General features: G+C 67.9%; 22 protein-coding genes and 3 tRNA genes. 6 read left to right on the top strand and 19 right to left on the bottom strand.

All coding sequences use genetic code 11. The features are described from left to right. Positions 1–294 precede the first annotated feature (294 nt). A complete protein-coding gene (rplL, locus tag ACFWNN_RS22070; protein ID WP_382441783.1) occupies positions 295–681 on the bottom strand; it encodes a 50S ribosomal protein L7/L12 in 387 nt (128 codons plus the stop codon). Positions 682–737: 56 nt separating this feature from the next. Further along, complete coding sequence (rplJ, locus tag ACFWNN_RS22065; protein WP_319989730.1) at positions 738–1,292, bottom strand: 50S ribosomal protein L10; 555 nt, start codon at positions 1,290–1,292, stop codon at positions 738–740. 244 nt (positions 1,293–1,536) lie between these two features. Here rplJ and ACFWNN_RS22060 point away from each other — a divergent pair, with 244 nt between their 5' ends. Continuing rightward, complete coding sequence (locus tag ACFWNN_RS22060; RefSeq protein WP_382441782.1) at positions 1,537–2,247, top strand: hypothetical protein; 711 nt, start codon at positions 1,537–1,539, stop codon at positions 2,245–2,247. Between the two features lie 9 nt (positions 2,248–2,256). Further along, positions 2,257–3,027: a methyltransferase domain-containing protein gene (locus ACFWNN_RS22055; RefSeq protein ID WP_382441781.1), complete on the top strand. Its 771-nt coding sequence runs from the start codon at positions 2,257–2,259 to the stop codon at positions 3,025–3,027. Here the strand turns inward: ACFWNN_RS22055 and ACFWNN_RS22050 are convergent. Beyond that, positions 2,986–3,870 (bottom strand): NAD(P)-dependent oxidoreductase, encoded by an 885-nt coding sequence (locus tag ACFWNN_RS22050; RefSeq protein ID WP_382441780.1) that lies wholly within the window; start codon positions 3,868–3,870, stop codon positions 2,986–2,988. The two genes, ACFWNN_RS22055 and ACFWNN_RS22050, sit on opposite strands and share 42 nt — an antisense overlap. 84 nt (positions 3,871–3,954) lie before the next feature. Here ACFWNN_RS22050 and ACFWNN_RS22045 point away from each other — a divergent pair, with 84 nt between their 5' ends. Further along, positions 3,955–4,923 carry a GlxA family transcriptional regulator gene (locus tag ACFWNN_RS22045; RefSeq protein ID WP_382441779.1) on the top strand — a complete coding sequence of 323 codons (969 nt, stop codon included), beginning with the start codon at positions 3,955–3,957 and terminating at the stop codon, positions 4,921–4,923. A 63-nt stretch (positions 4,924–4,986) separates the two neighbouring features. Here ACFWNN_RS22045 and rplA read toward each other — a convergent pair whose 3' ends face one another. The 12 genes from rplA to ACFWNN_RS21985 form a co-directional block, all read right to left on the bottom strand. Continuing rightward, positions 4,987–5,697 (bottom strand): 50S ribosomal protein L1, encoded by a 711-nt coding sequence (rplA, locus tag ACFWNN_RS22040; RefSeq protein WP_382441778.1) that lies wholly within the window; start codon positions 5,695–5,697, stop codon positions 4,987–4,989. Positions 5,698–5,783: 86 nt separating this feature from the next. Next, positions 5,784–6,218, bottom strand: a complete 435-nt coding sequence (rplK, locus tag ACFWNN_RS22035) for a 50S ribosomal protein L11 (RefSeq protein WP_030478269.1) — start codon at positions 6,216–6,218, stop codon at positions 5,784–5,786. A gap of 87 nt (positions 6,219–6,305) precedes the next feature. Beyond that, positions 6,306–7,106, bottom strand: a complete 801-nt coding sequence (nusG, locus tag ACFWNN_RS22030) for a transcription termination/antitermination protein NusG (RefSeq protein WP_382441777.1) — start codon at positions 7,104–7,106, stop codon at positions 6,306–6,308. Between the two features lie 40 nt (positions 7,107–7,146). Next, positions 7,147–7,581 carry a preprotein translocase subunit SecE gene (secE, locus tag ACFWNN_RS22025; RefSeq protein WP_382441776.1) on the bottom strand — a complete coding sequence of 145 codons (435 nt, stop codon included), beginning with the start codon at positions 7,579–7,581 and terminating at the stop codon, positions 7,147–7,149. A 15-nt stretch (positions 7,582–7,596) separates the two neighbouring features. Beyond that, a tRNA-Trp gene (locus ACFWNN_RS22020) sits at positions 7,597–7,669 on the bottom strand. A 237-nt stretch (positions 7,670–7,906) separates the two neighbouring features. Next, on the bottom strand, positions 7,907–8,317 hold the full coding sequence (locus ACFWNN_RS22015) for a MaoC/PaaZ C-terminal domain-containing protein (RefSeq protein WP_382441775.1): 411 nt from the start codon (positions 8,315–8,317) through the stop codon (positions 7,907–7,909). Continuing rightward, positions 8,314–8,763: a MaoC family dehydratase N-terminal domain-containing protein gene (locus ACFWNN_RS22010; RefSeq protein WP_382441774.1), complete on the bottom strand. Its 450-nt coding sequence runs from the start codon at positions 8,761–8,763 to the stop codon at positions 8,314–8,316. Before ACFWNN_RS22010 ends, ACFWNN_RS22015 begins: the two co-directional genes overlap by 4 nt. Before the next feature lie 69 nt (positions 8,764–8,832). After that, positions 8,833–8,997 (bottom strand): 50S ribosomal protein L33, encoded by a 165-nt coding sequence (rpmG, locus tag ACFWNN_RS22005; RefSeq protein ID WP_015105301.1) that lies wholly within the window; start codon positions 8,995–8,997, stop codon positions 8,833–8,835. A gap of 100 nt (positions 8,998–9,097) precedes the next feature. Beyond that, positions 9,098–9,170: transfer RNA gene (locus tag ACFWNN_RS22000), tRNA-Met, on the bottom strand. A 44-nt stretch (positions 9,171–9,214) separates the two neighbouring features. Beyond that, positions 9,215–9,290 (bottom strand) — tRNA-Thr (locus tag ACFWNN_RS21995). Between the two features lie 74 nt (positions 9,291–9,364). Then, the gene (locus ACFWNN_RS21990) at positions 9,365–11,971 is read right to left on the bottom strand and encodes a putative bifunctional diguanylate cyclase/phosphodiesterase (protein WP_382441773.1); all 2,607 of its coding nucleotides are present in this window, start codon (positions 11,969–11,971) and stop codon (positions 9,365–9,367) included. 158 nt (positions 11,972–12,129) lie between these two features. Beyond that, complete coding sequence (locus ACFWNN_RS21985; protein ID WP_382441772.1) at positions 12,130–12,882, bottom strand: PhzF family phenazine biosynthesis protein; 753 nt, start codon at positions 12,880–12,882, stop codon at positions 12,130–12,132. A gap of 30 nt (positions 12,883–12,912) precedes the next feature. Here ACFWNN_RS21985 and ACFWNN_RS21980 point away from each other — a divergent pair, with 30 nt between their 5' ends. Together ACFWNN_RS21980 and ACFWNN_RS21975 are read left to right on the top strand one after the other, a co-directional pair. Further along, on the top strand, positions 12,913–13,731 hold the full coding sequence (locus ACFWNN_RS21980; RefSeq protein ID WP_382441771.1) for a GNAT family N-acetyltransferase: 819 nt from the start codon (positions 12,913–12,915) through the stop codon (positions 13,729–13,731). A 114-nt stretch (positions 13,732–13,845) separates the two neighbouring features. Then, entirely contained in the window at positions 13,846–14,082 is a 237-nt protein-coding gene (locus tag ACFWNN_RS21975; protein ID WP_382441770.1) for a hypothetical protein, read from the top strand. Between the two features lie 115 nt (positions 14,083–14,197). Here the strand turns inward: ACFWNN_RS21975 and ACFWNN_RS21970 are convergent, their stop codons facing one another. From ACFWNN_RS21970 to ACFWNN_RS21960, 3 genes are all read right to left on the bottom strand, one after another. Further along, on the bottom strand, positions 14,198–14,623 hold the full coding sequence (locus tag ACFWNN_RS21970; protein WP_382441769.1) for a carboxymuconolactone decarboxylase family protein: 426 nt from the start codon (positions 14,621–14,623) through the stop codon (positions 14,198–14,200). A gap of 77 nt (positions 14,624–14,700) precedes the next feature. Further along, positions 14,701–15,435 (bottom strand): SDR family NAD(P)-dependent oxidoreductase, encoded by a 735-nt coding sequence (locus tag ACFWNN_RS21965; protein WP_382441768.1) that lies wholly within the window; start codon positions 15,433–15,435, stop codon positions 14,701–14,703. Beyond that, positions 15,432–16,250 carry an NAD(P)-dependent oxidoreductase gene (locus ACFWNN_RS21960; protein ID WP_382441767.1) on the bottom strand — a complete coding sequence of 273 codons (819 nt, stop codon included), beginning with the start codon at positions 16,248–16,250 and terminating at the stop codon, positions 15,432–15,434. The genes ACFWNN_RS21965 and ACFWNN_RS21960 overlap by 4 nt, the downstream gene beginning before the upstream one ends. Positions 16,251–16,333: 83 nt before the next feature. On the opposite strand from ACFWNN_RS21960, the gene ACFWNN_RS21955 reads away from it, so the two are divergent. After that, positions 16,334–16,687: a winged helix-turn-helix transcriptional regulator gene (locus ACFWNN_RS21955; protein WP_382441766.1), complete on the top strand. Its 354-nt coding sequence runs from the start codon at positions 16,334–16,336 to the stop codon at positions 16,685–16,687. Positions 16,688–16,705: 18 nt separating this feature from the next. Here ACFWNN_RS21955 and ACFWNN_RS21950 read toward each other — a convergent pair whose 3' ends face one another. Then, the gene (locus tag ACFWNN_RS21950; protein WP_382441765.1) at positions 16,706–17,383 is read right to left on the bottom strand and encodes a protein phosphatase 2C domain-containing protein; all 678 of its coding nucleotides are present in this window, start codon (positions 17,381–17,383) and stop codon (positions 16,706–16,708) included. Between the last annotated feature and the right edge of the window lie 161 nt (positions 17,384–17,544).

The raw sequence follows: 17,544 nt of genomic DNA, 5'->3' as shown, positions 1-17,544 counted from the left end.
TGCTACCCCTCGCGGATCGGCCGGGCGCTTTTCAGCCCGGCCTTTTCCGGCCGACCAGCACCTCGCAAGGGCCCCGAAGTCAAGCCCCAATCGCAACCCCCCAGGTCTTTCGTCGAGACCCGCGCAAGCACCCTCGCAACCGCAGCCCGAACCCAGGAACGCAACCAACCCCGCTGGAACAGGAACCGGCAACGCAAACCGGCACCCCGGAAACAGCAAAACGGGCGTGCACCCCCGTTGAAAGGTGCACGCCCGTTCAGAAGCGCTAAACGCCAGCCCCAACCGGGGCTGAGATCACTTGACGGTGATCTTGGCGCCCGCAGCCTCGAGCTTCTCCTTGGCGGCGTCGGCGACGTCCTTCGCCACACCCTCGAGGATCGCCTTCGGAGCGGACTCGACCAGCTCCTTGGCCTCCTTCAGGCCCAGGCCCGAGACGACCTCGCGGACGACCTTGATTACCTGGATCTTCTTGTCGCCGGCGGACTCGAGGACGACGTTGAAGTCCGTCTGCTCCTCGGCCTCTTCGGCAGCGGCGGCCGGGCCACCGACGGCGGCGACGGCGACCGGAGCCGCGGCGGTGACCTCGAAGGTCTCTTCGAACTGCTTCACGAACTCGGACAGCTCGAGGAGGGTCATCTCCTTGAACGCGTCGAGCAGCTCTTCGGTGCTGAGCTTCGCCATGATCGGCGGTCCTTTCTAATCTCCCGCGCGAAAGCGTCGGGCGTGTCTTTGGGTGATCAGCTTTCGGCGGGAGCGTCGGCTTCGGCGGCGGGAGCCGCGGCGGCCTTCTTCTCCTGCAGGGCAGCAGCCAGGCGAGCGACCTGGGAAGCCGGGGCGTTGAACAGACCCGCGGCCTTGGCCAGGTTGCCCTTCATCGCGCCCGCGAGCTTCGCGAGCAGCACCTCACGGGTTTCGAGGTCGGCGATCGCCGTGACCTCTTCAACCGAGAGCGGGCGGCCATCCATGTAGCCGCCCTTGATGATCAGGGCCTTGTTGTCCTTCGCGAAGTCCCGGATCGCCTTGGCGGCGTCCACGGGCTCGCCCTCGACGAACGCGATGGCGGTCGGACCGGACAGAAGAGCCTCGAGGCCCTCCACGCCGGCGTCCGCAGCAGCGAGCTTGACGAGAGTGTTCTTCGCGACGGTGTACTTGGTGCCCGCGCCGAGAGCGCGACGCAGCGTGGTGAGCTGCGCCATGGAGAGGCCACGGTACTCAGTGACAACCGCTGCCGAGCTGGTGCGGAACTGGTCCGCAAGCTCAGCGACCGCCGTAACCTTCGTGGGCTTCGCCATGATCGCCTCCTCTCTGGGCTGGGTTAGACCGCCAGTCAGGAGAAGGTCCCGAAACAACAAAAACGCCCTCGCGCACAAGCAGCACGGGGCGTCACAAGAAGCAAGCCTCGTCCTCCCTGCGCGGGCCGCCCGTGTTGCAACGGGGCCTTCGTTCTCCTCGCGGAGAAAACCTGCGGTCTTCGGTAGAACCACGAAAAGACTACTCGACTGTGTCCTGCCGCTCCAAATCGGCATGATGTGACCTGTGACCGACGAGCCCGGCAAGGACCTCGCGCCCCGCCAGCCGCAGCCGCCTCAGCCGCCCGCGCAGCCGATGGACCCGGAGCAGCTGCGGCAGTTCCAGGAGTTCCAACGGTTCCAGGAGTACCAGCGCTACCAGGAGGCCACGGGCCAGGCTCCCCAGGCCCCGAAGCAGCCAGGAGGCAAGCGCTGGTGGCTCGTCGTGCTGGGCAGCCGGATCTTCTGGCGCGCCTTGTTCTTCCTGCTCGTCGTCGGCAGCGCGATGTGGGCCTACGACCGCTTCTTCGGCGTCGACGACCCCGGCGACATCGCCCAGAACAGCGGCGGCGTCACCGGTGCGGCGCAGGGGTTGTCGGCGCCGGCCGGTCTGCAGGGCACGGTCGGCATGTTCTACAAGCACGTGTCGTTCGCCGACACGACCCGCGCCTGCACGCTGATCCTGCGGGACGACACCCGGCAGAAGTTCGCGAACGCTTACGGCGCAAGCGATTGCGCCGACGCGGTCACGAAGCTGAAGGCGGAGGTGACCAGCGTCGACAAGTACCAGCAGGTGATGTTCCCCCCGGACATGCTGAAGACGCCGGTCTCCGACAAGGTCATCATCGACTCGTGCGTCCTGACGGTCGAGGGAGGGCCCCGCCTCGGCACGTTCGTCGTCGAGAAGGTCAAGAGCGGTTGGGTGATCACCGACTGGACCCCCAGCACCTGTGGTTGATTGGGGTGCATGGCAAACGCACTGGGGGTGCCCAGTCCCGACAAGATCGAGTACATGGCGGACGCCGCCGCTCTGGGCCGTGACTACAAGCACCAGATGCTCGTCTCGCTCGATCTGAGGCACGGCGACACCGTCCTCGACGTGGGCTGCGGCCCCGGCACCGACTTACCCGTGATGGCCGACGCGGTCACGACGTCCGGCCGCGTCATCGGCATCGACTGCGACCCGCGGATGGTGTCCGCGGCCAGCAGCTTCCTCGCCTTCTACCCGCAGGTGCAGGTCCGGCAGGGCGACGCGCACCAGCTGCCCGTCGACCCCGGCACCGCCGACCGCGCCCGGATGGACCGCGCGCTCCAGCACGTCGAGGACCCGGCGAAGGTCCTGAGCGAGCTCTTCACCGCGCTGAAGCCGGGCGGTCTGCTGCGCATCGCGGAACCCGACTGGGACGCCCTGCTGGTCGACGGCGACCTGGAGATGAACAGGCAGTTCAACCGGTTCGTCTGCGAGAACATGGTCCGCAACTCCACGATCGGCCGCGAACTCCCCCGCCTCGCGCGGGACGCGGGCTTCGAGGTCGAGACCGTCAGCGGCGCCACGACGGTCATCCGCGACTTCGCCAGGGCCGACTACACGCTCGCCCTGAGCCGCAACACCGAACGGGCGATCCGCGCCGGTGCGATCGAGCGCGCGGACGGCGAGCGCTGGCTCGCCGAACTGCGCGAGGGCGACTTCCTGGCGTCAGTGACGATCTTCCTGCTGGCCGCCCGCAAGCCCTTGTGACCCGAGGCCGAACGACTCGACGGCGCGGGCGAGGCTCTCCTGCCCGCGCCCCGAGTCGACCTGCCGGTCCACCAGCGCCTTGACCGCGTCGAGCCCCGCGAACGGCACGCCCTGCGCCCGCGCCGCCTTGACCAGCGTCGCGAGCCCCGACTGGTTCATCGCGAGGCTCGACTCCGCGTTGTCGTAGCGGGAAGCGTCGATCTCGGCGGCGAACGTCGTCAGCGCCGGCTGGAGGTCGGCCAGCCACGACCACAGCATCGGCGTGAGCTCGGAGACCTCGATCCCGTTCGCCCGCGCCAGCGCGGCCGCGTGCAGGAACCCGCCGAGCAGCCCGTACATCCCGGCGAGGATCGCCACGTCGTACCCGGACGCACGACCGGCGTCGGCCCCCAGGTAGGTCACCTTTCCCAGCAGCGCCAACGACTTCCGCGCGGACACCGCCTCCGATCCGCTGTAGATGATCGACGACGCGTCGGTGCCGATCGTCTGCGGCACCGCGTACACCGCGCCGTGCAGGTACTCGGCGCCCTGAGCCTCAGCCCACGAAGCCAGCTCCCGTGCGTCGTCCGGCGTGCCGGAGGTGAGGTTGACCAACGACTTCCCGCGCACGTCCACGCCGCTCAGCACCTTCTGCGCCGCGGCGGGGTCGAGCACCGCGACGACGACCAGGTCGCCGGCCGCCACCGCTTCCGCGGCACTGCCCGCGACGGTCGCCGCGAGCCCGGCCGCCTTCCCCTCGGAACGGTTCCAGACCGTCACGGAATGGCCGCCCCGCACGAACGTCTGCGCCAGCGCGCGGCCAAGATTTCCCAGTCCCAGCAAGGTGATCGCTTCAGCTGTCATGCCTCCAGCATCGCCACGCTTGATCATCTCAACCAGTGACCGGAATGACCCCTTTCACCAAATTCCTGCCATAGGCTGGCGGGCATGAGCGCTGGTTCCGTAGCCCTGATCGTGCCCGGCGATTTCGGGGTCGCGGACCTCTACGAGCTCGGCATCCCCGCCGCCGTCTTCGGCACGCCACAGCCCGACCTGGCCGACCCCTGGTACGAGTTGTGGTTGTGCGGCACCGGAAACCGCGCCCGCGACACCACGCCAGGCTTCACCCTGCACAGCACCCACACGCTCAACGACGTCGTGAACGCGGACACCGTCATCGTGTCGTGGGTGCCCGACGAGGTCTTCGAGGACAACGCACCGGTGCCACCAGATCTGGTCGAAGCGCTCCGCGAGGCACACAGGAACGGCGCGCGGATCGTGTCGGCGTGCGTGGGCGCCTACGCACTGGCCGAGGCGGGCCTGCTGGACGGCAAACGGGCCACCGCGCACTGGATGCACACCGCCCTGCTCGCCGAGCGCTACCCGGAGGTCCAGGTCGACGACTCGCAGCTCTACGTCGACGAGGGTGACGTCCTGACCAGCGCCGGCATGTCCGCGGGCCTCGACGTCTGCCTGCACCTGGTGCGCCGCGACCTGGGCGCCCACGTCGCCAACCAGCTCGCGCGCCGGATGGTCGTCCCCGGCCACCGGCCTGGTCACCTCGGCCAGTACGTCGACCTCTCGGTTCCGGCAGGGGACGAGGACGGCCTCACGCCGGTGCTCGACTGGGCCCGCGCGAGGCTCGACGAACCGCTGACCGTCGAGGTCCTGGCCAGGCAGGCCGCCATGAGCGAGCGGACGTTCTACCGCAGGCTGCAGGCCACGACGGGCACGACGCCGTTGCAGTGGCTGCTCAACGAACGCATCACCAGGGCGCAGGTGCTGCTGGAGTCGACCGACCTGCCGATGGAGAAGATCGCGGCGCTGAGCGGCATCGGCACGGCCAACAACCTGCGCCACCACTTCCTCAAGCAGGTGGGCGAGTCGCCGACCGACTACCGGAAGAACCGGCCCTGAACAGCAGAACGGCCCCCGGCGCGAAGCCGGGGGCCTTTCTCAGATCAATCGAACCTCAGAGGCTCAGGCCTCGTCGACCAGCATGTTGCGGGTGCGGTTCGGGTCGACCGGGATGCCAGGGCCCATCGTCGTGGAGACGGTGACCTTCTTGACGTACCGGCCCTTGGCCGCAGACGGCTTGGCGCGGAGGACCTCGTCCAGCGCGGCCGCGTAGTTCTCGACCAGCTTGTCGGTGTCGAACGACGCCTTGCCGATGACGAAGTGCAGGTTGGCCTGCTTGTCAACGCGGAAGTTGATCTTTCCGCCCTTGATCTCGTTGACGGCCTTGGCGACCTCGGGGGTCACGGTGCCGGTCTTGGGGTTCGGCATCAGGCCACGCGGGCCGAGGATGCGGGCGATGCGACCGACCTTCGCCATCTGGTCGGGGGTCGCGATCGCGGCGTCGAAGTCGAGCCATCCACCCTGGATGCGCTCGATCAGCTCGTCAGTGCCGACCGCGTCCGCACCGGCGGCCTCGGCCTCAGCGGCCTTGTCACCGGTTGCGAAGACGATCACGCGGGCGGTCTTGCCCGTACCGTGCGGCAGATTCACGGTGCCGCGGACCATCTGGTCGGCCTTGCGAGGGTCGACGCCGAGGCGAATCGCGACCTCGACGGTGGCGTCCATCTTGATCTTGGACGTTTCCTTGGCGAGCTTGGCGGCCTCCAGCGGCGAGTACAGCCGCTCACGGTCCACCAGCTCGGCGGCGGCCTTGTAGGCCTTGCTGCGCTTCATTTCCGACTGTCCTTTAGTTCAGAGATCAGTTCGTGGTTTGTTGAGCCGCGCTCGGCTCTCCCACGCTTTCCTGGAGGGTGCTGCGATCAGCCTTCGACCGTGATGCCCATGGAACGGGCGGTGCCGGCGATGATCTTCGCGGCCTGGTCGATGTCGTTCGCGTTCAGGTCGACCATCTTGACCTGGGCGATGCTGCGAACCTGCTCCATGGTCACCTTGGCGACCTTGACGCGGTGCGGCTCGCCGCTGCCCTTGTCGACACCAGCGGCGGCGAGGATGAGTCGCGCGGCCGGCGGGGTCTTGAGCTTGAAGTCGAACGAACGGTCTTCGTACACGGAGATCTCAACCGGCACGACCTGACCGCGCTGCGACTCGGTCGCGGCGTTGTAGGCCTTGCAGAACTCCATGATGTTGACGCCGTGCTGACCCAGCGCGGGACCAACGGGCGGCGCCGGGTTGGCGGCACCAGCCTTGATCTGCAGCTTGATGATCGCTGACAGCTTCTTCTTCTTGGGAGGCATTGTCCGTACTTCCTGTTATTGCAGTGTCCGCGCGCGGCTCTGCCAGCCGCAGCGTGGCCGATCGGTCTTCCGGTGAGGGAAAACCGCTCAGATCTTGGAGACCTGGCTGAACGACAGCTCGACCGGCGTCTCCCGGCCGAAGATCGACACCAGGACCTTCAGCTTCTGGCCGTCCGCGTTGACCTCGCTGATCGTGGCGGGCAGCGTGGCGAACGGGCCGTCCATGACCGTGACCGACTCGCCGACCTCGAAGTCGACCTCGATGGTCGGCTTCGACACGGTGGTGGAAGCGGCCTTCTTGCCCTCGGCCGGCTTCTGCTCCTGCTGCGGGAGCAGGAACTTCAGCACCTCGTCGATCGTGAGGGGCGAGGGCTTCGAGGTGGCTCCGACGAACCCGGTCACGCCCGGCGTGTTGCGGACGGCGCTCCAGGACGCGTCGGTGAGCTCCATGCGGACCAGGATGTAGCCGGGCAGCACCTTGCGCTGCACCAGCTTGCGCTGGCCGTTCTTGATCTCGGTGACCTCTTCGGTCGGCACCTCGACCTGGAAGATGTAGTCCTCCATGTCGAGCGTGTGGATACGAGTCTCGAGGTTCGCCTTGACCTTGTTCTCGTAACCGGCGTACGAGTGCACGACGTACCAGTCGCCGGGCGCGTGGCGCAGGGCCTGACGCAGCTCTTCGGCGGGGTCGGCGATCTCTTCGTCGATCGGCGTCTCGTCGATCGCGAGGACGTCGACGTCCTCTTCGGACTCGTCGCTCGCGTCGGCGTCGTCCGCGGAGTCCACAGCCTCCGACTCGACCGTCTCGTCAGCGGCGATGTCCTCGGACACCTCGTCGTCGATGAGGTCGGTCTTCTCCTGGGCGTCAACGCCGTTGTCGGAGCTCACTGTGGATCTCGCTTCCTGGTTGCAGCGGCAGCTGTCCGGCTCAGCCGAACAACTCGAAAACAGCCGCGCCGAAGCCGAGGTCGAGAGCCCACACCAGCGCAACCATGAAGACCACGAACACCAGCACGACGCCGGTGTAGGTGACCAACTGCTTGCGGGTCGGCCAGATCACCTTGCGGAGTTCGCTGACGACCTCACGGACGTAGCGGAAGCCCCGCCCGATCAGCGAGGGACGCTTTTCCTGTCCTTCACGGGTCTTGGTCGGGCGACCCTTCTTCGCGTCCTCGTCCGACTCCTCGGACTTGGCGACGCTCTTCTTCGACTCAGCGCTGCTGCCGTCCTTGCGGGCGGCTGGGCGAGAGGAGGCACGACGTTCACGTCGCGCCGCAGCGTTGGACGGCCGGACAGCGCTGTCGCGCTCCTCCGGCTGGTCCTGCTCGCGGCCCTCGCTCATGCCGTCCTCCACTCCACCCATGACGCGCTTCGACAGCAGGGGCGACAGGACTTGAACCTGCAACCTGCGGTTTTGGAGACCGCTGCTCTGCCAGTTGAGCTACACCCCTTTGAGATCCCGATCGGGATCCCCTGGCCAACGCAGGAAGTGTACGGGAGCCTGTCCCGTCCATTCCAACCAGACCGCTCAAGCACTTGCCGAGCGGCCTGTCGCACAGCCTACCCACACGCAGGCCGAGAACACGAATCAGGGTCGTGCAACTGAACCACGTTCCAGGCCCGAATCTCGCTTGAGCACCGCAAACACCACCGGACCGGGTTGTCCGGTGGTGTTCTTGATCACAAGATCAGCTCACGCGCACGCGGGCGAAAGCACCTGTCAACACCGACTTGCCGTCAAAAGCGGCGTTGATGTTGACCTTCACAGTTCCGTCCTCGAAGTCCTTGGTGACCTTCGCGGTCACCTCGACCAGCGCGCCCTCGTCGTCGTTCGGCACCACGACGGGACGGCCGAAGCGGCAGCCGTACTCGACGATCGCGCCGGGGTCGCCGATCCACTCGGCGACGATCCGCGACGCCACGGCCATCGTGAGCATGCCGTGCGCGATCACGTCCGGGAGGCCGACGTCCTTGGCCGTCTTCTCGTTCCAGTGGATGGGGTTGAAGTCCAGCGAGGCGCCCGCGTACCGCACGAGGTCGGCGCGCTTGAGGCGCACGGACAGCGCCGGCAGTTCGGTTCCCACGGCTGCGTTCGTCACGCGTCTTCTCCCCTCACGACGAGCATCGACTTGGCGGTGGCGACGAGCTCGCCGTCGACCGTGCTGATCTCCGTCCGCACGGTCACCATGTCGTTGCCCATGCGGTTCGTGATCGCGTCGATGTGCGCCACGCTGACGAGCTGGTCGCCCGCGGTGACGGGGCGGTGGTGGGCGAAGTTCTGGTCGCCGTGCACGACACGGCTGTAGTCGAGCTTCAGCTCCGGGTCGAACATGACCGTCTCGTTCGTCTTCATCGCCACGACGATCGCGAACGTCGGTGGGGCGATGACGTCCCTGTGCCCCAAGGCCTTCGCCGCGTCGGCGTCGAAGTAGGCCGGGCTGGTCGCGCCGATCGCCGCGGCGAACTCGCGGATCTTCTCGCGGCTCACGTCGTACGGCTGCGACGGCGGATAACTGCGTCCGATGAAGGCGGGGTCAAGAGGCACCGAATGAGCCTATATGCGACGAGGCCCGCCCCACGTGTGGGACGGGCCTCGTCGAAAGCCGCTACGCGCTCAGCGGGTTTCCTTGTGCGCGCGGTGCGTCTTGCAGTTCGGGCAGAACTTCTTGATCTCCAGGCGGTCCGGGTCGTTGCGCCGGTTCTTCCTGGTGATGTAGTTCCGGTGCTTGCACTCCTCGCACGCGAGGGTGATCTTCGGGCGTACGTCGGTTGCAGCCACGGTCCTTGCCTTCCTGAGAGCACGTGAGACCCCGTTGGTCCAGTCCGGGCTTACCGTCTGGCGGGGCGGACGGCGTTGCCGTCCAAGAGATCTTGCTGAGTAGCGGTGGCCGGACTTGAACCGGCGACACAGCGATTATGAGCCGCTTGCTCTACCAACTGAGCTACACCGCTTTAACACAACTACAAGCCGCAGCGCTCAGCACTGCGGCCAGTAGTGGAGCCCCTTTACGGAATCGAACCGTAGACCTTCTCCTTACCATGGAGACGCTCTGCCGACTGAGCTAAAGGGGCTTGCTCTTTCGTTCTTGCCGAGCGAGGACAACTCTACAACACGCCTCAACCAAGAACGAAATCCGGGGGGTCCCTTAGTGGACCAAGGTGAGCACCGTCTCATCGCGAGCACCCCTGACCTGCACCGTTCGGGCGCGCAGCCACGCCTCGAAGCGGTCCTCGGACAGCGGCCGGGAGATCAGGTAGCCCTGGGCCACGTCGCAGCCCATCCCGACGAGCTGGTCGCGTGCGGCGTCGTCCTCGACACCTTCGGCGACCACGACGAGACCGAGCGAGTGCCCGAGCTCCACGATCGACCGGACCACGGCCATGTCGCCGAGGTCCGTGCCCATCCCGAGCACGAACGACTTGTCGATCTTCACCTCGTCGACCGGCAGCTGGCGCAGGTACGCGAGTGACGAGTAGCCGGTGCCGAAGTCGTCGACCGCCAGCACGACGCCGATCGCGTGCAGGCGCCGCAGCACCGGCAGGGCCCGTTCGGGGTCGGCCATCACGCCGGACTCGGTGAGCTCGAACGTCAGCAGCCCGGACGGCACGTCGTGGCGTTCGAGAGCGGCCTCGACGCGGTTCGGGAAGTCCTCGTCGCCCAGCGTCCGCACGGACAGGTTGACCGCGATGGACATCCGCAGCCCGCGGTCGAGCCAGCGGCGCACCCGTTCCAGGGCGCGGTCCATCACGAAGTCCGTCAGCACGTCCACGAGCCCGGTGGCCTCGACGGCCGGCACGAACTCGTCCGGGTCGACGCGGCCGAACTCGGGATGCGTCCAGCGCACCAACGCCTCCGCGCCCACGACCTGGCGGGACGGCAGCGCGACCTTCGGCTGGTAGTGCACCGAGATCTGGCCGGTCTCGACGGCCTGGCGGAACTGCGTCACGAGCTGGAAGCGGCGCAGGAACAGGTGGCCCATCGACGGCGCGTAGGCCTTCACCGGCGTGCCCTCGGACGTCGCGCGCACGGCCACGTCGGCCCGTTGCAGCAACACGTCGGGGTCCGGGTCCTCGGTCTCGGAGTCGGCCTTCGAGGCGTAGCCGACGACCGCGGAGGCCTCGACGGTCAGCCGGTCGACCGGGTACGGCACGGACAGGCCGGCGCGCAGGCGTTCGGCGGTCTCGTGGGCGGTGGCCGCGCGTTCGTCGTCGAGGTACGCGGCGAACGCGCCCCCTTCGAGACGAGCGAGCGGCACGTCGGCGCCCAGGGCGTCGCGGAGGCGGCGGCCGGCGGCGACGACCATCCGGTTGCCCCAGGCCTGGCCCAGCGCGTCGGAGACCGTCGAGAGGATGTCGAGGTCGATGCGCAGCACCACGCCCCGCTGGGACTCGCGCAACGGCTCCGCGCACGCCTCGCGGAAGCCCGCGCGGTTCAGCAGGCCGGTCAGCGGGTCGTGGTAGGCGTCGTGGCGCAGCCTCGCGAGCAGGCGGCGGTTGTCCACGGCCGTCGCGAGGTGCGAGGCCAGGGTGCGCAGCAGCTGGATGTCGGCCTTGCCGAACCCGCGCCAGCGCGAGAGCCGGTCGTGGGCCTCGACGGCGCCGAGCAGCTGGGTCGCGCCGCGCAACGGGACGACCAGCGCCTCCTGCGCGTCGCGGCGCAGCAGGGCCTCGGTGACGTCCTCGGTCGCGTCGGCCACGCGGTAGTAGCGGACGTGCGTGCCGGGCAGCTGGAGGACCGGGTCCTCGCGCACGGCACGGGGGTCCGTCGCGTTCATCTCGTCGGGCAGCGGTTCGCCGGCGACGAGGGTGATCATGGCTTCCTGGGGGTCTGTGCGCAGGCGCAGCACGACCCTGTTGGCGTTGAGCTGCTCGCGGATGCGTTCCGCGATGAGCTGCCACTCGTCCTCTTCGACGCCGGTGGTCAGGTCGTCGTCGGGCTGGCGGGGGCCGGTGCCGTGCTGGCCCGACCTCGCGACGCGGAGGCTGACCTCGCTCAACGCCTCCAGGTCGCGCTGTTCGCGCAGCAGCCCGGAGTAGGCGAGGTAGGTGGCGACGATGCCCGCGAGCACCAGGACGATGAGGACGCCACCCCACTCGGTGGTGGTGACGATCTGGTAGCCGACGAGGCCGGCCGAGGTGTTCAGCAGCGCCACGACCAGCGTCTGGAGCACGAGACGGACGCTGTTGCCGACGCGCATCGACTTGCCCATGAGGCGCAACGCGCAGAGGCCCAGCACGCTCGCGAGCAGCGGCACGGTGATGGTGCCGACGAAGGCGCCGGCCCAGAACGGCCCGCCCTTGCCGAGCAAGTTGTTCACGGCGGTCGCGGCCGCGAAGGCCACGGAGATCTCCATGAACATGAGGCCCGCGTTGTAGACGGCGCGGTCCAGGATCCGGCGGCCGAGCAACGTGCCCACGCCCGCGACCACGTGCGCGGCGAGCACGATCTCGAACGGCGCGACCAGCAAGCCCAGGACCAGCGGAATCTCCGTGAAGGAGATCGTCCAGGCGACGCCGCTGCGGACGTCGACGTTGATCGCGAGCTGTTCCGCCAGCAGGAAGCCGACGACGAGAAGGGGGCCGATCCAGAAGAGGGAGGTCGTCTCCCTCTCCGGAAGCCATGCCGCGACCATGCCCGCGCAGACGACGCCTGCCACCAGGAGGGTGACGGCGAACGCGCTGAACGCGCGGTTGGTCGACTTGGCCGACCAGGCGGCCGAGTCCGACACGGGGGCCGACGCTCGGTCGGACATCCAGCCTCCTCGTCGGCCTGGGTGGGGGGACCTCTAGGCGTGACTGAGGGGTCCCGCACTTGGCGATCAGGACCCCTCCAGGGGCACCAATGTACCCCGCTCGGGGGACGAAATGGCAGGTCGAGCACGTTTGGTGACGTCGATTCACCCAGACGTGGTCACACCGCGAGGTGTCCCCGGAGCACTGTCACGGCCCTCCCTGAGAGCAGTACGCGATCTTGTGCCAGGGTCGCGCGCACGAGCCCGCCACGGGGTGACGCCTGCTCCGCCAGCAGGTCAGCCCGCTTCAGCCGGGGCACCCAATAGGACGCAAGGGTGCAGTGGGCCGATCCGGTGACGGGGTCCTCCGGCACGCCGACGGCCGGATAAAAACAGCGGCTGACGATGTCGGCATCGCCGTCGCCAGGGGCCGTCACGATTACTCCGCGTGACTGGAAATGTGCCAGTCCTTGGACATCAGGTCGCAGAGAACGGACCTCCGCGGCGCTCTCCAACTCGATCAGGTAGTCGAAGCGCCCACGCGCCACGGCCTTGATCGTCGCATGTGGCAGCGCTTCCGCTAGACCGATTGGCGGGTCAGTCAACTCTGGCGGGTCCGCGGGGAAGTCCATCCGCACCCATCCATCGTCATTTGCGCATGTGAGCACCCCACTACGCGTGGTGAACGCCTGGTCGCCGCCCAGCACGTGCGCGGTGGCGAGGGTGGCGTGCCCGCAGAGGTCGACCTCGGCCTCCGGCGTGAACCAGCGCAGGTGGTTGTCGGGCGTGACGAAGGCCGTCTCGGCGTGCTTCATCTCGGCGGCGACCTGCTGCATCCAGGCGTCCTCGCGCGGTTCGGTGAGGAGGACGACTCCGGCGGGGTTGCCCGCGAAGGGGCGGTCGGTGAACGCGTCCACGACGTAGATCTCCACAGAGCCGACCCTGCCATGGTCGGATGGGGCGTGGCCGAGACCTTTTCCTACCGCGAGGCCGACCCGGACTCCCTGCTCGCGACCTGGGGACCGCTGCGCCTGCACAGCCTGACCTGGTACGACGGCTGGGACCTGCCGTCGCTGCTGGACGAGTGGGAGACCCGGCTGACCGGCCTCGACGATCCCGAGACCGCGGCGATGGTGACGGTGCCGAGCCACGAGACCGAGGCCGCGCTGCCGTTGATCCACCGCGGTTTCGCGCCGTTGACCGTCATCGCCGAACGTCTTGCCGGCCGGACTGCCGTTGCGCGTCCGTCTGCCGTGGTCGTCCGTCCGGCGGTTGCTGCCGATCTGGACTTCGCGCTGGAACTCAACATGCACACCGTTCGGTACGACACGGCGTTCGGGATGGTCACCGAACGAGCCAACACCGCCGAGCACCTGCGTTCGGCGCTGGCCGAGGTGCTCGACCGCGACCACGAGGCGATGTGGCTGGCGCTGAGCGGCGACACGCCCGTCGGCATGCTTTACGTCGACATGCCGCAGGACGCGGCGTGGATGGACCGGTTCGCCTCGGCGCGACCGTTCGCCTACCTCGGTCATCTCGGCGTGCGGCCCGATGCGCGCTCCACGGGTGCCGGCAGCGCGTTGCTCGCACACGCGCACCGCGTGCTGGACGACGCCGGCGTGGCATCGACGCTGCTCCACCACGCCCTGCCGAACCCGCGCTCGACGCCGTTCTGGTACTCGAACGGCTACCGCCCGCGCTGGACGACCTGGGTTCGGCGGCCCGCGTTGCGCGCGTCGTCCGGCGTGTCGGCGCAACCCGAACGGCCTAGTGGGACATGATCTACCCGTTCACACAAGCGAAGAACCCAAACGAACCCGTACTTGTGGAACGAATCCGGCCTCTATTTCGACAAAGGGGTAAGCGGATTCGGACGCCACACCTGGGGGGTCGAGATGGAACTCAGTGCCAGAGCGAGGGCGATGCTGCGGGCGGTCGCCGCGGGTCGTGCCGAGGTGACAGGCGGTGCGGAGCCCGACCTGTACGTCGACGGACTGCCGTGCTGCGACCGGACGGCGACGCACGACCTCGTCCACGCGGGCCTGCTGCGCGCCTCGCGGCCCACGAGCTTCGGCCTGCGCGTCGGTGCTGAACTGACCGACGACGGCCGCGCGGCACTCGCCGCGTCCTGAACGGCGCGTCGATCGCCCAATGATCGAACATCTGTTCGACATGGGGTATGCTCCGCGCTGAGGCCGGCACGCAAGAGAGAGGAAGCTCTTGCGCGCCGGCTTCAACCTTGTTTCCTCAGGCGACTTTCTGCCCCGTGGCGACGTTCAGCCGGTTCCAGACGTTGATCGCGGAGATCGCGATCGTGAGCCCGGCGAGCTGCTCCTCGCTCCAGTGCTTCGCGGCCTCGGCCCACACGGCATCGCTGACGTGCACGTGCGTCATCTCCTCGGCGAGCGCGAACGCCGCCTTCTCCGCGTCGGTGTAGTACGGCACGTCCCGCCAGGCTGCGACGCACTGGACCCGCTCGTCGGTCTCGCCCGCCTTGCGCAGCAGCTTGCCGTGGTAGTCGATGCACACGCCGCAGCTGTTGACCAGGCTGACCCGGAGGTAGACCAGCTCCAGGAAGTTCTTGTCCAGCCCGGTCTTCTCCGCCGCCTCGGACAGCCCCAGCAACGCCTGCATCGCACCGGGCACCGACATCATCGGGTTGGCGATCCTCATCTTCTTCTCCCTGTCCTCGTCCTGTACCTGCTCGACCCGGCAGGCCCGGAAGATGTGACAGGTCGTTCGAAGATCTTTTACACCTGGACGCCCTGACCCAGTCCGCCGTCGACGGCGAGCTCGGAGCCGGTCGTGAACGTGGCGTCGAAACCGAGGAACAGCACGGCGTCCGCGACCTCGTCCATCGTGCCGTGGCGCTTCAACGGGGTGATGCGGTCGCCGATCTCCTTGAACTCCTGCAGGGTCTCCGGCGAGGCGCCGACCACGCCCATCGACGGGGTGTCGATGAAGCCGGGGCTGACGACGTTGACCCGGATGTCGCGCGGCGCGAGTTCCGCGGCGAACCCCCTGGCGAACGACCGCACCGCGGCTTTCGCCGCCGCGTAGAGGGTCAGGCCCTCGGCGCCCTGCTCGGTGGCGACGCTGGTGGTGAAGACGATCGCGCCGCCGTCGTTGATGAGCGGGGCCAGGCGTTGCGCGGTGAAGAACGCGCCTTTGGTGTTGATGTCGAACGTGCGGTCGTAGTCGTTCTCAGTGGCCTGCGGGAACGGCGTCAGCGTCGAGTAGCCGACGTTGATGAAGAGCAGGTCGATGCTCTGAAGTCGTTCCCGCACTTCGGTTTCGAGCTTCTCGACGTCTTGGAGGTTCGCCGCGTCGGACTTGACGACGTGCGCCTTGACGCCCTCGGCCTTCTCGGTGCTGCGGCCGGTGAGCAGCACCTCGGCGCCCTGTGCGATCAGCTTGTCGACCGTCGCGCGGCCCATGCCGTGCGTGCCGCCCGTGACGACGGCCTTCTTCCCCAGGTACCTCACTTGCGGATCTCCTCGATGACGCTCGCGATGCTGTGCGCGCCGTGGCCGTTGCGCTGGGCGCGTTCGTACAGGTCGTGCAGGGTCTTCGGCAGGGTCACGTCGAGGCCCTGTGCCCTGTTGGCCTCGGTGAGCAGGGCCAGGCCCGACACGTTGATGTCGAGCGCGGACACGTCGGTCTCGTACTGCCGGGTCTGGGTCACGTGCCCCATCTCGGGCAGCATCGTGCCGAGGTCGGCGAGCCAGCCGGCGGCCATCGGCGTGATCTGCTCGGGCGTGACGCCCTCGGTGCCGACCAGCGCCACGGCCTGGAGGTAGCCGGTGAAGGCGGACCACATGATGCCGAGCAGGGCCAGGTCGTAGAGCGCGGCGAGCCCCGCGTCCTCCCCCACGTGCACCGGCTCGCCGAACGCGTGCAGCACGTGGTGGTTCTCGTTGCCGCTGAACAGGATCTTCGCCTGTGCGGTGCGAATCTGCTGCGGTACGGCCATGATCACGCCGTCGACGTACTCGACGCCGTTGGTGCGCGCCCACTCCGCCGTCTGCCTGGCCTGTTCCGGCGTGCCGGACGTCAGGTTGACGAGCACCTTGATCTCGTTGGACAGCAACGGTTGCTGAACGTCGTAAGTGGACAGACAGGCGACGACGACGTCGCTCTTGAACGCCTCCTGCGGCGTTGCGGCGGTTCTGGTGTTCTCGATCGTCTTGGGCGTGCGGTTCCAGACCGTGACTTCGTAGCCCTCTTCGACGAGGGCCCTGGCGAGCGCGCTGCCCATCCGGCCGAGGCCGAGCACGCTCACGGTCTTCTTGATCCCCATGCCTTCAGATGCTGGTTTGATGCCGTCAAAGCGACAAGTACCTACTATTTTGTCAGGTACCCACCTTTTGGTAAGGATCCAGCATGAAGCCACGGCAGTACTCGTGCGGACTGGACGCGGCGATCGACGTGATCGGCGGCCGCTGGAAGGCCCTCATCCTCTGGGCCCTGCACCACGGCCCGGTGCGCACCGGCGAACTACGCCGCTCCGTGTCCGGCATCAGCGAGAAGATGCTGATCCAGGTGCTGCGCGAGATGGAGGCCGACGAGATCGTGCACCGCGAGGTGTTCCACGAGGTCCCACCGCGCGTCGAGTACTCCCTGACGCCGCTGGGCGTGCGCCTGAACGAGGCGCTCCTGCCGTTGGGCGACTGGGGCGACAACAACATGCGCGCCATCGCCCGCCGCCGCGGCGTTGAACCGGCTCCTAGGCATTGAGCAGCGTGATGTCCGCCGTCACCGGTCGAGGTAAACGACGGTGGCGTCGTCCGAAATCTTCGCGCGCGGCCAATCCACGGCCTTGGCGTCTTCCTTCTCCACGGCCCGCATTCGCCGAATGAGGTCGTCCGGCCCGTTAGCAGCCATCAGTTCCAATGCCTGCCGCCAGTCGAAGAGGTTGAACAGGTCAACCGCCCGCGCGGCCCCGTCCGACAGGATCGCCACCCGCCGTACGTCCTGAAGCGGCACCTCACCGGTGAGCGCGTGCGCGACGTCCTCGACCTTCGCACCGGCCGTGCGCTTGGTCTGCGTGTCACTCACGACGTGCAGCTCCTGCTTGGTGTCCACCACCACCGTGGCGTCCCCGAGAACCAGGTACCGCAGCACGTCGTCCTTGATCTGCACCACCGCGATCGCCACGGACGGCGAGTCGGGATGATCGAGGTCGCACGCGCCTCCGTGCAGCTCAGCGGCCTGCTCGATGGCCTTCCTGAGCCCCTCGGCGGGCTCCAGGTGCGCCACCCGCAAGATCTCCGCGGCCAACTGGTCGGCGAACCACCCGACGCTGTGCTCGCACCCGTTCTCGGGCTTCGCCGTCACGCCGTCGAGCACCGCGAGGAGATGGGGCCCGACCAACGCCCGGTCCTCGCTCGGCGCCGTCGTCCTGCCGGCCTCCGTGGCCATCTGCGTACGCACTGAGATCCCCCTCGGTCCGAACGTCGATACGACGATGGGCCTCTGACCTGTCCGGTCAGAGGCCCATCAGTCTTGCGTGGCGGGTAGAGGATTCGAACCTCTGTAGCTTTCGCGACGGATTTACAGACCGGCGCCCGCCTGCCCTCTGACCAGGGCTTTTG

The organism is Lentzea sp. NPDC058450 (assembly GCF_042721395.1).
GTDB lineage: Bacteria > Actinomycetota > Actinomycetes > Mycobacteriales > Pseudonocardiaceae > Lentzea.
The sequence above is the reverse complement of the archived record's forward strand: the minus strand, read 5'-3'. Positions and strand labels throughout refer to the sequence as shown.

Excerpts from the sequence above, each read along its gene's own strand:
- rplL (WP_382441783.1), bottom strand. The coding sequence starts at position 681 with ATGGCGAAGCTCAGCACCGAAGAGCTGCTCGACGCGTTCAAGGAGATG.
- rplJ (WP_319989730.1), bottom strand. The coding sequence starts at position 1,292 with ATGGCGAAGCCCACGAAGGTTACGGCGGTCGCTGAGCTTGCGGACCAG.
- ACFWNN_RS22055 (WP_382441781.1), top strand. The coding sequence starts at position 2,257 with ATGGCAAACGCACTGGGGGTGCCCAGTCCCGACAAGATCGAGTACATG.
- ACFWNN_RS22050 (WP_382441780.1), bottom strand. The coding sequence starts at position 3,870 with ATGACAGCTGAAGCGATCACCTTGCTGGGACTGGGAAATCTTGGCCGC.
- ACFWNN_RS22045 (WP_382441779.1), top strand. The coding sequence starts at position 3,955 with ATGAGCGCTGGTTCCGTAGCCCTGATCGTGCCCGGCGATTTCGGGGTC.
- rplA (WP_382441778.1), bottom strand. The coding sequence starts at position 5,697 with ATGAAGCGCAGCAAGGCCTACAAGGCCGCCGCCGAGCTGGTGGACCGT.
- rplK (WP_030478269.1), bottom strand. The coding sequence starts at position 6,218 with ATGCCTCCCAAGAAGAAGAAGCTGTCAGCGATCATCAAGCTGCAGATC.
- secE (WP_382441776.1), bottom strand. The coding sequence starts at position 7,581 with ATGGGTGGAGTGGAGGACGGCATGAGCGAGGGCCGCGAGCAGGACCAG.
- ACFWNN_RS21990 (WP_382441773.1), bottom strand. The coding sequence starts at position 11,971 with ATGTCCGACCGAGCGTCGGCCCCCGTGTCGGACTCGGCCGCCTGGTCG.
- ACFWNN_RS21975 (WP_382441770.1), top strand. The coding sequence starts at position 13,846 with ATGGAACTCAGTGCCAGAGCGAGGGCGATGCTGCGGGCGGTCGCCGCG.
- ACFWNN_RS21970 (WP_382441769.1), bottom strand. The coding sequence starts at position 14,623 with ATGAGGATCGCCAACCCGATGATGTCGGTGCCCGGTGCGATGCAGGCG.
- ACFWNN_RS21960 (WP_382441767.1), bottom strand. The coding sequence starts at position 16,250 with ATGGGGATCAAGAAGACCGTGAGCGTGCTCGGCCTCGGCCGGATGGGC.
- ACFWNN_RS21955 (WP_382441766.1), top strand. The coding sequence starts at position 16,334 with ATGAAGCCACGGCAGTACTCGTGCGGACTGGACGCGGCGATCGACGTG.